We start from the raw sequence: 14,079 nt of genomic DNA, 5'->3' as shown, positions 1-14,079 counted from the left end.
TATGCGGGTTCTGCAGAAATAATTGGCCATCTATGGTTTGTTAAAGTGAAGCACCATGCCTGTTTTATCATCGGATTTTTTGAATCTTGCATAGATTAAGCATTCAGGGTCAGCCTCTTCGATCTCAAGTAATTCATGTGCATACTGCTCAAGCCCCTTTTCGAGTACACACTGCGCGATATAGCTCCAATAGGATCGATCACTCGGAACATCGCGATCAGGCCAGAACAAACCATCCGTTAACAAGATCACGTGTTTTAAGCGTGACTTGTTGATCTTTCCGTATTCGAGAAAATGGGCAGCTTGGGCTTCTCCGTTCAATACGCCATAGCCTCCATTCGTATTACTCTGAAAGCGATTCGCCCTGATGATATCAATAACCGTCCCGTGAAGGTCTTTTTGATTGGATAATCCCTTATTCACGCCCTCCTCCCATTTTGCGATGGCCGGAGATTCCAAATGAGCGACTTGTCTCCAGGTTAACGGGCGAACCTCCCCATCTTGGTAGACGGCAAGAATCATGCAGTCGCCTGTCTGAATAAATTCCATACGGTCCTCTTGAATTCGAACAAGAGCAAGGGCAGTGCCCCAGAGGCCCTCTTTATTCTTCATGTTAATATTGGCTTGCAGCATAAGTTCTCTTAGCTTTTGGTTCGCTTCCGCAACATGATCCGTAAGCTGTACAACCCGGTCCAGTGATTCGAAGTACTTCTTCACGGTTTGGGCAGCGATGTAACCTCCGGTTTCCTTCTTGTCGCTGAGGTATGGAACGATGGATGAAACTCCATCTAACACGCCATACAATGAGGCTTGTTCGTTTATGACAAGTGCATCTTCGTTTAAGAAATGGATTCCCCTATGCGTGAATTGCTCAACGGTTACCATAACGCTCCTCCTGTCGATTCCGATTCTAATTACTAGCTTTGCAACTTGACCCTTGCAACCCGCCAAAAGGCAAGACATGTTACAAGCAGGGCCAGCATGAAGCTGCTGATAGCCGGAACGACAAGCTGGAATACAAACGTCATCCCTTCACCATCAACAACCGTAAGCATGGCCATGAGCATAACCAGAATATAGATCACTATAAATACGCACCAAAATGGCAGAACCGAATATGAATGTTCTCTTTGCGCTGGTACTACATACAAATGGCGATGAATCCACCATACGATCAGGACCAGTCCGATCAGACTGCTGCCGTGCTGACATAATTTATATACCGGAATTTGTACGGAATCGATATGTATCCAATGGGTAAGAAAAGGAATCTGATTCACGATCCAGGCACCTTGATGCGTAAACTGATCCCATAATAGATGTGTGCCAACGCCAACTAAACCCAAGATCATTACGACAAGCCAACCTTTAAAAGTGGCCGGCACCTTCCCTCCCCGATCCCATCGGTATGGAAACCATGAAGGCAAATATACGAATAGAACGGGGCGTACCACCGTATCAAAAATAACGTACAGGAGCAAGATCACGGGAAGGTTGAACAGCAAGATGCCAGGACCCTCGTGGCTCCATATGCCAGATGCCCGAAATCGGATGAAATATTCAAAATCCGGTGCCATGGAGCCGATAATGAGGGCTGATACCGGCAGCGATTTCTTCTTCCACCAAGGCATCGTGATGACAGGATGAGCGAACGTAAACGGCATAAGATCTCCTAACTGCTGCGAATGTTGTTGAACATAGCTAATTTTTAACTATTCTAACAGATTCGTACTCGTAAGGGAGAAAGAAATTATACCTATACAAAAAAAGGACAGGCATCCGCCTATCCCTCATCTACTTGATATTACAGCAATTCGCGTGCGAGCAGTCGGTAAACCTCCAGCCGTTTCTCCTGCAAATGCGGAATGCTGCATATCATGGCTTCCTGGAATCCGTAGTGCGCTTGCTCTTCCTGTAAGCGTGCCGCGATATCCTTTACTGCTCCCACAAGATGGATCTTGCGCCCTTCCTGGATAGCCATCCGGTCGATTTCCGTTAAGGACACATTCTGAGCCTCCTCGGGCGTCAGCACCTGCGTAATCCGGCCCTTGCTCATCATCAACCGGAAAATATCCTGCGGCAGCGCTTCATACTCGGCTTCTTCCTTCGTTTCGGCCGTCGTCACCATATAAGATACGTTAATCTCAGGCTTTTCCATGAATATGGACGGCTGGTAGTTATCGCGGTAATGATCCAATATTTCGTTGCTCATCGCTCCGTTGAAGAATTGCGCGAAGGAGTAGCCGACTCCCATCTGAGCCGCTTTTAACGCGCTATTGCCGCTGGAGCCCAGCAGCCACACTTCAGGCAGGGCAACTCCGGTTGGAGCAGCGGCGTTCTTGGCGTAGAGTTCATCTTCCGGGATCTCGTCACGAAGGAGCTGCATGGTAACGGCCAGCTTATCATACATGTTATGAAGCATCAGCTGCCGTCCTTCAGACAAAGCGTACATGGCACCCGTATCACCGCCTGGTGCTCGTCCTACACCGAAATCAATCCTCCCCGGGGTAAAAGCACTTAACGTCTTAAACACTTCCGCAAGTTTAAGGGGTGAATAATGCATCATCATGACACCGCCGGTGCCAATGCGAATCCGGTCGGTTTTGGCTGCAAGCCGGGCTGCCGTCACTTCGGGTGCGGAGCTGGCAAAGGTATTCCCGCCATGATGCTCGGCCATCCACATTCGGCTGTATCCCAATTCATCTGCCAAGACAGCCAGTTCTTCCGCTTTATTCAAGGCGCCTTCCGCTGTGTTGCCGCTTGTTACGGGTGCCTGATCTAATACGCTTAATCTCATGAAAGTTCATCCCTTCCTCGGTCAAATGACCATTTTGTTATTGATCCAGTCCTCTAAAGCCGCCACCTTGTCTTTAAAGCGCTCACCGCGCATCTCTTCCGACAGCGAAGCGATGGTCTCTCGCTTTAATACGGCTTTCCAGGATGACTCTGCTTCTTCCATTAAATCGGATAACAGGCAGCAGCTTTCTTCCTTTTCCAAGTCCAGCATGTCTACCAGTATTCCGTGGGATGAATAGAGGGATTGCTGCCCTTCCACCGCAAGGTATACGTCGTATACACGGATATCCTCGGGTTTCTTCTTTAATCTAAAACCACCCTTGATACCTGGAACAGACGTGATGATGTCTGCTGTTACCAGCTTCCTTAACAGTTTCTGAAAATAGGTTGCCGATGTCCCCAGCTGTTGGCTGATCGCTTCCCCGGGCAGCACGGCCTTGTCCGGCAGCATATTCAGCAGAACCAGGGCGTACACCGACTGTTCCACGCCGGTTTTCATATGCATAAACAGCACCTCATTCAGGAAAATGATCTAAACTACACACTCATATAACCATTCATGATTAAATCGGATAAACAATGTCCACGTTATATATTATATGAATTCGAACGGAAAGTAAAACGGGGTAAAAGCGAGCGCTTACGCTTGTCCGGAATCGATTCGCCCTCTCCGCTATGTCGTGCAGAATGCTACTTATTTAGACGCAAAGAAACCGTTCTTTGGTAAAATGGCGGGGCTACCCACACCATTTACGAAAGGAACGGTTTCTTTTGTGCATTCAATATACTATGAAGCAACTCAATCTCCAATGGATTTGGAGGAAGATTCTACGCTTCGTCCCATAACCGCTTCAGATTGTCCAGACCCAGCCGGGTTCCTTCCCGGCATTCTTCCATACCTTCGAATTCCAGCGTAATGTCTCCGTCATAACCCTCATTCTTAATGAGTCGCAGAATCCGGCGGACATCGATATCACCTTGGCCGAAGATCGAGCCTCGGAGGTAATTGCCATGGGATGTTCTGAACCATTTCCCCCCACCCGGGTCCTGATCAAACGGACGATAATAGAAGTCTTTCACATGGATGAGCGAGGCCAGCGGCAGGTTGCGTTTCACGCCAACCAGCGGCTGCTCGTCAACGCATAGAAAGTTCCCGATATCCAGAGTTGTCTTGAAGTTCGGTCGGTCGACCGCCTGAAGCACACGCTGTACACGGTCGCTCGCCTGTACGCTCACGCCATGGTTCTCGATCGTGGTCGTAATACCATACCCGGCTGCGTAATCTGCAATAAGACGACACCCTTCCACAATCCTATCCAGATGGGTTTCCACATAATCAATGCCCATCTTCTCAGGCGGCAGCGTGAAAGCTGTCACGTCATGACGCATATGCTTCATTCCCAGCCGATTGACCGTATCCACATGTCGCTTGATTCGTTCCACTTCAGAATCAAAGTCGTCCCGGCTCTCCTGGACGAAATTAGCGGGCATGGAATAATTGGACAACGCGATACCAACTTCCGCCGCCCGTTCACGCACTGCGTCAGTAAGCTCGGGATTGTCCTCCAGCGTAAATCCATAGGGTACAATCTCCATGTGCTGTCCGCCGTTCTCGGCGATCCATTCCACAACATCCAGCACCGTCATCTCGCCTGCACGAATAGCCGGCAGCAGGCTGTAGGTACTCACACCAACCCTCATTCTAGGATCCCTCCTTTATTTGCTTCTTCCATCATACGCTTCCTGGTAGATTTCCAGATAGCGGGCTACATTCATGGCCTCCAGCTGTTGGACGTATCCATCCCAGTCCTTATCCAGATCGGCATCGCCAATCACGAAACGGGCCATCATTTCATCCACGTAATCATTGATCGTTTTGGACAGATCCGCAACCTCGGATGCCTGCTCGTTGGTCAGAAATAACGGCGGCACGGTGCTGACATCGGTAGGTTTGTGAGGTTCGTATTTATTCTTCGTCTCGTTGTACAAAACGACTTCCAGATCGTCGTCCCCTTTGGCAACAGCGCTCAGACGGAAATCATTCGTCCGCAAGCTTGGGCCGGTTTGAATCCAGGCGATATTCTGCACCGTGCCGTAAGACTTTAGCTCAGACCAGACCGCAGGCTCCCCGTTGATGCCGACCTCTCCGTCCTTCGCTTCACGCCATTCCTGGTCCGGGCGGCCATACACGCTTCGGAGCGTATGCTCCCGCTCGTACAGACCATCCGCCCAACGCAAGGCGAGCTCAGGATGCTTCGCCTTCTTCGTGATGACAAATGCACCCGGATTCATTCCGGTGGAATCCAGAGCAGCGTATCGAACTCCATTCGGTCCCTTGAGCGGCGGCACGGTCTTGTATTCCAACCATCTTCCGCTTTCGCCGAGGAGTTGGGTAAATATACCCTGATGGCCGCCTGTTGAAGCGCCAAGAAGCACGGTATCGGGGTTCTCGCCGATCTGTATCAATTGATTGTCATCCTGCGTAAACGACTCCGGAGCGAGAAGCCCCTCAGCATACAGCTTGTTCATATACCGCAAGCCTTCCCTCCACTCCGGTTTGTTGAAAGCCACGTCAAGCTTGTCGTCTTTAATGAATATATGCTTATAACTCGAGCCGTAAACCGGATTATAGATGAATGAATTTAATAGGAACGCATCGATGGAGGAGCTCCAGGATTTCGGAGATATCGACAAAGGAATTTCGTCCTGCATGCCGTTTCCGTTCGGATCTTGCTCCTTGAAAGCTTTCAGCACCTCGTACAGCTCATCCGTGGTTTCCGGCATCTTCAGATTGAGTTTTTTCAGCCAAGGCTCATAAATCCACATTTTCTGGCTCATGGAACAGTGATAACATTCATTCACTTCCGGAAGCGCATAGATGTTGCCGTCCAGCGCCGTGATCGCAGATTGGATCTCCGGATTGTCCTGGAACATTTTCTTCGTATTCGTCCCCTGCTTCTCAATCAAGTCATTCAACGGAAGAAAAGCACCCTGCGAGCCGTATATCATCTGCTGCGCCGGCGAAATATTTAAACCCATAATGACGTCGGGATAATCCTCGCTGGCAAGAACAAGATTCAACTTCTCCTGTATGCTCTGCTCCGGAACGACCTCCCATTCGATGTGCACATTCGTTTTTTCTTCGTACCACTTGGTAAAATCATTCGTTTCGAAATTCTCGACCAGCGGATTTCCCCGCACCATCACCTTTAAAGTGGTTTTCTCTTGAACCAGCGGATAGGTCCCCGGTTCGGATAAGGCGATTGGCTCGGTACCGGCATTTGGCGCTTCATCCGAGCCCTTCGGGCTCTGTGAACCCGTACAGCCTGCAAGAAGGATGCTGAATGCGGTGAAAGCGCCCATAATAACCCTCGTTCTTTTTCTCATAACGTCCCGCCCTCCTGAAATAATGGATGGATTATCCCTTTAACGAACCGATCATGACTCCTTTAACAAAAAACTTCTGCAAAAATGGATATACGATCAATAGCGGAACCGAGGTCACGACAATCAGCGAATATTTCAACAGCTCCCGCAGCCCTTGCCGGGCCGCAGCGGTTTTAGCGTCGCCCAGCATTTCGATATTCACCTCGTTCTGAACCAGAATATCGCGAAGCACGAGTTGGAGCGGGTACAAATCCGCGCTCTTTAAATAGATCATGGCGTTGAAATATTGATTCCAGTGTCCAACCGCATAGAACAAAGCAATAACGGCCAAGATGGGACCCGAAAGCGGCAGTACGATGCGCCACAGGAAGCGAAAATCGGTACAGCCATCCAGCTGTGAAGCCTCCAGCAGTTCCTGTGGGATGGTCGTCTGGAAATACGTGCGCATGATGATGACATTCCACACCGACAGCGCCCCCGGGATCAGCATCGACCATATCGTGTCAATCATGCCGAGGTCCTTCACCAGCAGATAGGTTGGGATCAGCCCCCCATTAAACAGCATCGTGAACACGAACAACAGCATGAACACGCTGCGGCCCCGAAAATCTTTGCGTGATAACGGGTACGCCGCCATGATGGACAGAATAAGATTGATCACAGTGCCTGCCAGCGTATAGAACAGTGTATTCATGAAGCCTTTGGCAACCATCGTATTTTTGAATACCGCACGGTAGCCTTCGAGCGTCGGTTCGACGGGCCACAGCCATACCTTTCCTGACAAAACCGCGCTGCTTGAACTGAATGAGGCGCTGACTACATAAATGAGCGGGTATAACACAATGATTAGGAAAACGGATAACATCGCATAATTGACCACCGTAAAAACGCGATCCGAGCCGGATTCCTTCATGGCAGGTGATTGCATACAAGTCCTCCCTTCCTTACCATAGACTCTCCTGCTTCAGCTTTTTGGCCGTTTGATTTACGATCAACAGCAGCACGAAACCGATGATCGCTTTAAACAATCCAATCGCCGTGGCATATGAGAAATTCATCGCTTGGGATACCAATCCCACCTTGTACACATACGTGTCTATGACTTCGGATGAACGCAAATTCAGTGCGTTCTGCATTAACAGAATTTTCTCGAAGCCGGTCTCCAGCATTTGCCCCGTATTCAGAATGAGCAAAATCATGGCGATTGGCATGATGCCCGGAAGATCAATGTGGCGCATCCGCTGCATTTTCGTAGCCCCATCCATGACAGCTGCTTCATGAAGTGCCGGATCAATCCCTGAAAGCGTTGCCAAAAAAATGATGCAGGAAAACCCGACATTCTGCCAGATATGGGACCACACATAGATCGACTGAAACCAGGACGCCTCCGCCATGAAATGAAACGGACCGATGCCGATCCAGCCGAGAATCGTATTGATAAGTCCCGTTCTGGGATCCATAAACTGCAGCATCAAGCCCACCAGCACGACCAGAGAGATGAAATACGGCGCGTATGTAACCATCTGGACGGTATTCTTAAATCGCCGGTTCCTTACATAATTCAGTCCAAGCGCCAGCATAATGGGAAACGGAAAACTGGCGATCAGGGTGTACAAGCTGATGGAGAACGTATTCTTCAGCAATCGCCAGAATTCATGCGATTGAAAGAAACGTTCGAACTGGGCCAATCCGACCCATGGACTTCCGTTGATCCCCTTCGTGACGTTGAACTCTTTAAACGCAATTTGCGCACCGTACATCGGCACATACTTGAAAATAATGATGTACAGCAGCGGAAGCAAAAAAAGCGCATACAACTGCCAGCTACGGATGAAACTCTTCCAGCCACTCAGCGGCTACCACTCCAATCTTCAATGGATTCGTCCCGGGTGCGGTCCGTGATTGGAGTATATCCAGCTGGGTGGATCTGCGTAAATCTTCATGTTTCCGGTCCATTATTCAGAATTTTAGAATGGGCAGTTATTCATCAATCAGGCACTACGCATTTCTTTAGATTAAGCATGTTCTCCTTCACGTTGAAGGCGTCTATACTCGGTAGCACTAATGCCATTTACCCGTTTGAACGCACGGCTGAAGGTATTGAGTGAGAGATAGCCAACAGAAGCAGCAATGTCGCTTACCGGCCTATCGCCAGACGATAATTCCCGCTTCGCCTCATCCATTCGGAGCTGCTCCAGATAATCCGAGAAATTCAAGCCTGTTTGCTCCTTAAAGAAGTAAGATACATAGGCTTCGGAGGTGCGCGTTTCCCGGGCAAGTGCGGTTAAACTTAGATCACTTTCCCAAAAGTGCCCCTTGATATAGGCTAGCAGTCGGTTCGTTAAATGATCATTGTGGCTCTTCTTCCTCTCTTCGTTCTTCCGACAGAGCCGAATGAAAGCGGTATGGAGAATATTCATGGCTTCAGCCGGGGACATCACCGGATTTAAAGCTCTGATGACGGCATCCACTTCCTCCGTTCTGCCGGTTCCATCATCTCCTGTCTGTTCGCAGCATTTCATCAGGGTACCGCTAAGCTCCTGAGCAAGGAGCTTCTCCACAGCCATTGGCAATTGCCGCTCCGATCTGTTCTTCTCCTTGATCTGCAATAATAGCTGCTTGGTCTCATCCAGATTGCCTGCTTTCACAAGCTGAATTAATCTCATCTCTTCATCGGCCGGATAATAATAGGTGAAGGGCGGCGTTTCCATTTCAGCATGAAATAAGATGGGCGTCTTCTCGCTCCATCCAGCGTGATGAAGCACAAACCTGGCTTCTCCGTAGGAACGGTATAGCTCAGCAATGCTGGACTGGCTTTCACCTACAGCTATATACAAGCCCGTATCCGGGATTGCGCTCAAATGCTCATAAATTCCCTGTATATACGCTCGCATCCGTGTCGTGAAATCCTCGTTGTCTGCCGTCGTTCCGGACAGGATCAGGACCAACTGGTTTTCACCAAAATCATGCAGCAGCACTTCCTCCCCGCATAACGATTGAATCCGGTCGCGGATGTTGATTTTTACAATATCAAGTTCCATCAGCATCTCTTCCATAAACGGCTCCCGGTATCCCCGAATGTGAAGCAGGGCAACCGCATGGTGAGATCCCCGAAGCTGGACTTGTGCATGTTCCATGGCAGCGTCGATCTCCTGCATCGAGGTGAAACCTCCCTTCAGAAGCCTGTCAACTACGACATTTCGCAGCATCGGGATCTGCTCTTCCAATCGCTCCTTCAGCGTATGATGGCTTTCGATCAGCTCGGACACGGAATGACCGATATAATCGACGGCGTTACGAGCAATAGCATGCTTTACATCCCGGCGCGATGAGGGTAGAAGCTGGAGAATCTTCAGGAATGGCCTACTGCTTCGATACGCGAGATAGCCGGCTATGCCAAGCCCTAGCAGAAGAGCCGTGATAAAGATCGCCAATGTCAGCTGTTTGATATAGTTTACCTTTTGCAGAACCACGGATTTCGGTTGGGCAGATACATAGCTCCAGCCATTGTATTGGGACGTGGATTGCGTCACCAGCATTTCTTGACCACCTAATCGAATATGGGAGTAGCCTCCTTTTTCAGGAAGCGCTTTCAAAATATCCGGTTCTTTCAAACCAATGGAGCTGATCAGGTTGCCGTTCTGATCTGCAATGTAGGCAAAACCCTCTTGTTCCGGATCGACTTTACGAAGCATGTCTTGGATCTGCATATTATTGATCAGTACAGTGACCACTCCGCTGCTTCTTTTATTCCCGAAGGATTGCATGTAGCTGACAACCGAGTAAGGTTTCCCTTCATATACAACCGAATGGCCAGGGGCATACGTTTTATAATGATACTGCCCAAACAAAGCTTGCTTCCACTCGCTTAATGGCTGGTCGTCATAGTGCAGCTGCATCCGATAATACTGGTCCACCGTATACACCTTGCGAGGTGATACGATCATGTTGCTGTTTCTGTAAGCGATGTAATAATCCACAATGAAGTGATTGAACAATTTGTAATTAAACAAACTCTTTTCCAAATCCCATAGACGATAGGGACCCGTACCGGCAAACGGTTCTTTCTCGAATTGAAAAGAGAGCACCTTCGATTCGCTCGACATCTGCCGTGCAAGGTTCTCGATTTCGGCAAATCTCTGATCCAGCGCTTCCTGGATCTGCTGCAGAGCTGCGGAGGTGGTTCTCACCGTCTCGCTTTCGATAAGCTCTGCGGTCTTCCCATAAGCAAACCATCCAACCAATAGGGAGCCCACCAAAATGACAGCATACGGTATAAAAAATCGAACCAGCAGCGCTGCCTTCTCCCCGGAAACGGATTTCACCGCTTGATTCCCCCTTTCAACTATTCAGATATGATCCAATATAACAAAGAAAACGACGGATAGTCAGTAGACCAAATGGCACTCTTTAAGAGTCAATCAGGATTCCATTTTCTCGCAAGTTGGTATGATCAAGCATTTGGAGACTGCCGGCATTTCATCCGTAAATTGGTTATCTCCTTCTCCTTCCCTTATACTGGATATGAAACTATCATTTTCGAGAGGAGCCCCTATATGACAAATGCCAACGAATCTCTGAAAAATGTATTGTTTACGAAGGAATTTACCCATAACCCATATCCGGTATACGAGAAATTGAGGCAAAGCGATCCCATTCTGAATCTGCAATTTCCTGATGGACGTTTCGGATGGCTGATCAGCAATTACGAGCAAGCTGTTGAAGCGCTCAAGGATGGCCGATTTAGCAAAGACATCGCTAAAGCAATGGGTCAGGAACAGACCAGCGTATTCAGCACCAACATGCTGTTCTCTGATCCACCGGATCACAAACGACTTCGCGGCTTGGTTCAAAAGGGTTTTACGCCACAGAGAATCGCAGATATGCGAGGCCATATCCAAGAGATCGCGGATAACCTGCTGGATGCTGTCTCCTCCAAAGACACTATAAATCTCATTGACGAATATGCCTTCAAACTTCCCATTATCGTAATAAGTGAAATCCTTGGCGTGCCTACGGAGGATCAGGACAAGTTCCGGGTATGGTCCAACTCCATCATTGGCGCGTCCAACCAGGAAATGAACGAGCAAGTGGTTCAGCATATGAATGAATTTATCGCTTATTTGAAGGATTGGTTCGCAAAGGTTCGCGAACAACCGGGTGATGATATGATCAGTCAGCTTGTCATTGCCGAGAATCAGGGTGATCGCTTATCCGAACAGGAGTTATATGGCGTCGTCACCCTGATGATCATTGCGGGTCATGAAACGACGGTGAACCTGATCGGCAATGGCGTGCTTGCGTTGTTGGAGCATCCGGAGCAGCGCAAGCTTCTGCAGGAACAACCCGAACTCATTCATGGCGCAATTGAGGAAATGCTTCGCTACAACGGTCCCGTTGAATTCAGCACCTCCCGCTGGGCAGCGGAGGATATGGATTTTCATGGCGTTCACATGAAAAAAGGCGACTTGGTTGTCATCGCTCTGAACTCCGCAAATCGGGATGCCTCACAATTCGAGAATCCGGATATCTTTGATATTACCCGGGAGAAAAGCCAGCATTTAGCCTTCGGCAAAGGAATTCACCTCTGCCTGGGAGCCCCGCTCGCCAGACTGGAGGGTGAAATCGCAATCAACACGCTGCTCCGCCGCTACCCCCATTTTGAGCTTCAACGGGACATCGATGAGCTTGAATGGAGACCGGGTATGATTGTTCGCGGTGTAAAGGAGATTCCGATTTCACTTCATGCTTGATGCTAAACAACATAAATGCCAATATGAAGAGGCGAATCCTGTTTAAGGGGTTCGCCTTTTTCATGTGTTTTTATAAGACAACCAAAGTCTATTGAAATAGGAACTTTTGATACAGTCGTCTACAGAGCAGGAATTCATCTTTAGGAATTGTTCTAGAGGTTACATATTATACATTATGTAAACTAATCATCGGCGTATTGCCGTGTATCCTTTTAGTTCAATTGCCGGAGTGAATAATAGTTAATTCCACCCTTTTGATCCAATTCTCATCGCTGTATTCTATTTAAAAGCCCATTTCAAGGAGGACATATGTATGAGACGTATTGGTATAATCGGCTGCGGTACCGCCGGAATCCAGCTTGCCTATTCGCTGAAGAATGATTTTGATGTCACCGTTCATCATTATGAACAGCCGCAGAACATCCTGGATGGAAGAATTCGATCCACACAGGTACATTTTCATCCCACATTAGAACGCGAACGACGTTTTAACATGCCTGCCGAAGATAGCGCACCTCCAATCCGTACGATCCACTTTCATTTAGGCCAGCAAAAACTGTTTACAGGTAATCTAACCGGAATCGCCGCATCAGTGGACCAACGCTTGCGCTTCGCTGAATCAATCCATGATTTAACTTCGCAAGGCGTGAAGTTTGTACACGGGCGTTTGAAGCAGGAAGACCTTCTGGAGCTGACTCATTCCTACAATCTCATCATCGACACAACGGGTAAAGCAGGGCCGCTGGCGCCATTCCCTGTAGAAACGGGACTCACTCCCTACCAATCGCCTCAGCGGAAATGCATCGTAGGTTATTTTACCGGCGTACAGCCCGTGAAGCCTGAAGGCATTTCCATTACAGTTCTTCCAGGGAACGGTGAAATGTTCGAGATTCCTGCTATTACCGATTCAGGACGTGCCACCATCTTATTCATCGAAGCGGTGCCTGAGGGAATATTGGATGTGTTTAAAGCGATTAAGAATTCTTCCGAGTTTATGGCACGCATGGCGAAAGTAATTGAAGAGCATTTTCATCCTATATATGAGCGAATTGATATGGACCGGTTTGCACTCATCGATGAGCACGCCTTTCTTCAAACCGCGATTACGCCTGTCATTCACAGGCCATATACTACACTAGGCGGAACGCTGGTACTTGGGTGCGGCGACAGCGTGTTTCTCAGTGACCCGATCACAGGCCAAGGCTGTAATACCGCTTCATATGCCGCCGAACAATTATATGAAACCCTCATAACACATAAGGAATCGACATGGGATGAAGCTGTTGGTATAGACTACTGGAACCGTACGAAGCAATACATTACGGCTGTTACGGAATGGACAAACGCGATGACGGAGCCGCTTCCTGAGCATATCGCCGGGCTGCTGATGCAAGCAGCATCCGATCAGATGACGGCAAACGGAATTGCGGGCTGGTTCGAAGATCCCACGAAAGCCCATAAAGCATTTCATGAACATCCAATAAATCAACCGTTTCTCCGTTAATCGACAGAAAGCGCAATCCTAAATAAGGAATCCTCATTCCAGGCCCCAGGAGTTATTGAAATGGTAAAAATGGGTAACCTTAGATAGTAGAACCCTTTTAAAACAATACACTTCGAATCTTTATGAAATGGAAGCGGATGAACCGAATGAAGTCAACAAAATTCAAAGAACACCAATTACAGCGCATACGATACTCCGCACGTAATTTATGGGCCGGAATCTTATTCGGATTAGGTTTAGTCGGTTTTATCGATGAGGCTGTGTTTCATCAATTGCTGCACTGGCATCATTTCTATGATAAATCTACAAGCGATATCGGCCTTGTCTCCGATGGACTGTTTCACGCGTTCAGCTGGTTCGCCACCATCGGATCCTCGTTCATGCTTGCCGATCTTCACCGCCGAAATGCGTTCTGGCTGAAACGGTGGATTGGTGGTATCCTGCTTGGAGGCGGCGCCTTCCAGTTGTATGACGGCATCATTCAGCATAAATGGATGCGTCTGCACCAAATTCGTTATAACGTCGATATCCGTCCCTACGATTGGGTCTGGAACCTGATTGCTGCGGGCATGATCATAGTGGGTATGATTCTCATCGTGCGAACTCAAAACCGAGCTCTTTCCAGGGAGGCCTGATCTT

Annotated in this window: 12 protein-coding genes; 3 read left to right on the top strand and 9 right to left on the bottom strand. The window is 48.6% G+C overall.

Annotated elements, in window-relative coordinates; genetic code table 11:
* Window positions 1–30: 30 nt before the first annotated feature.
* The 9 genes from AK95_RS14345 to AK95_RS14305 all read right to left on the bottom strand — a co-directional run bounded on the left by AK95_RS14345 (window position 31) and on the right by AK95_RS14305 (window position 10,508).
* Complete coding sequence (locus AK95_RS14345; RefSeq protein ID WP_071220668.1) at window positions 31–885, bottom strand: protein phosphatase 2C domain-containing protein; 855 nt, start codon at window positions 883–885, stop codon at window positions 31–33.
* A gap of 32 nt (window positions 886–917) precedes the next feature.
* Window positions 918–1,664, bottom strand: coding sequence for a DUF4184 family protein (locus AK95_RS14340; protein WP_071220667.1), 747 nt, complete (start codon window positions 1,662–1,664; stop codon window positions 918–920).
* 140 nt (window positions 1,665–1,804) lie between these two features.
* Window positions 1,805–2,797: an LLM class flavin-dependent oxidoreductase gene (locus AK95_RS14335; RefSeq protein WP_071220666.1), complete on the bottom strand. Its 993-nt coding sequence runs from the start codon at window positions 2,795–2,797 to the stop codon at window positions 1,805–1,807.
* 21 nt (window positions 2,798–2,818) lie between these two features.
* Window positions 2,819–3,301, bottom strand: a complete 483-nt coding sequence (locus AK95_RS14330; RefSeq protein WP_071220665.1) for an RrF2 family transcriptional regulator — start codon at window positions 3,299–3,301, stop codon at window positions 2,819–2,821.
* A 323-nt stretch (window positions 3,302–3,624) separates the two neighbouring features.
* A complete protein-coding gene (locus tag AK95_RS14325; protein ID WP_071220664.1) occupies window positions 3,625–4,497 on the bottom strand; it encodes a sugar phosphate isomerase/epimerase family protein in 873 nt (290 codons plus the stop codon).
* Between the two features lie 15 nt (window positions 4,498–4,512).
* Entirely contained in the window at window positions 4,513–6,183 is a 1,671-nt protein-coding gene (locus AK95_RS14320; RefSeq protein ID WP_071220663.1) for an ABC transporter substrate-binding protein, read from the bottom strand.
* A gap of 31 nt (window positions 6,184–6,214) precedes the next feature.
* Window positions 6,215–7,111: a carbohydrate ABC transporter permease gene (locus AK95_RS14315; RefSeq protein WP_071220662.1), complete on the bottom strand. Its 897-nt coding sequence runs from the start codon at window positions 7,109–7,111 to the stop codon at window positions 6,215–6,217.
* Between the two features lie 16 nt (window positions 7,112–7,127).
* Complete coding sequence (locus AK95_RS14310) at window positions 7,128–8,000, bottom strand: ABC transporter permease (RefSeq protein WP_071220661.1); 873 nt, start codon at window positions 7,998–8,000, stop codon at window positions 7,128–7,130.
* A gap of 198 nt (window positions 8,001–8,198) precedes the next feature.
* The gene (locus tag AK95_RS14305) at window positions 8,199–10,508 is read right to left on the bottom strand and encodes a helix-turn-helix domain-containing protein (RefSeq protein WP_071220660.1); all 2,310 of its coding nucleotides are present in this window, start codon (window positions 10,506–10,508) and stop codon (window positions 8,199–8,201) included.
* 231 nt (window positions 10,509–10,739) lie between these two features.
* Here AK95_RS14305 and AK95_RS14300 point away from each other — a divergent pair, with 231 nt between their 5' ends.
* The 3 genes from AK95_RS14300 (at window position 10,740) to AK95_RS14290 (ending at window position 14,075) form a co-directional block, all read left to right on the top strand.
* The gene (locus tag AK95_RS14300; protein WP_071220659.1) at window positions 10,740–11,936 is read left to right on the top strand and encodes a cytochrome P450 family protein; all 1,197 of its coding nucleotides are present in this window, start codon (window positions 10,740–10,742) and stop codon (window positions 11,934–11,936) included.
* Window positions 11,937–12,249: 313 nt separating this feature from the next.
* Window positions 12,250–13,440, top strand: coding sequence for a styrene monooxygenase/indole monooxygenase family protein (locus tag AK95_RS14295; protein ID WP_071220658.1), 1,191 nt, complete (start codon window positions 12,250–12,252; stop codon window positions 13,438–13,440).
* Window positions 13,441–13,586: 146 nt separating this feature from the next.
* A complete protein-coding gene (locus AK95_RS14290; protein WP_071220657.1) occupies window positions 13,587–14,075 on the top strand; it encodes a DUF2243 domain-containing protein in 489 nt (162 codons plus the stop codon).
* Window positions 14,076–14,079 lie beyond the last annotated feature (4 nt).

The organism is Paenibacillus sp. LC231, assembly GCF_001860525.1.
Lineage (GTDB): Bacteria > Bacillota > Bacilli > Paenibacillales > Paenibacillaceae > Paenibacillus_AQ.
Note: the sequence above shows the minus strand (reverse complement) of the source record. Positions and strands in the feature narration are given on the sequence as shown.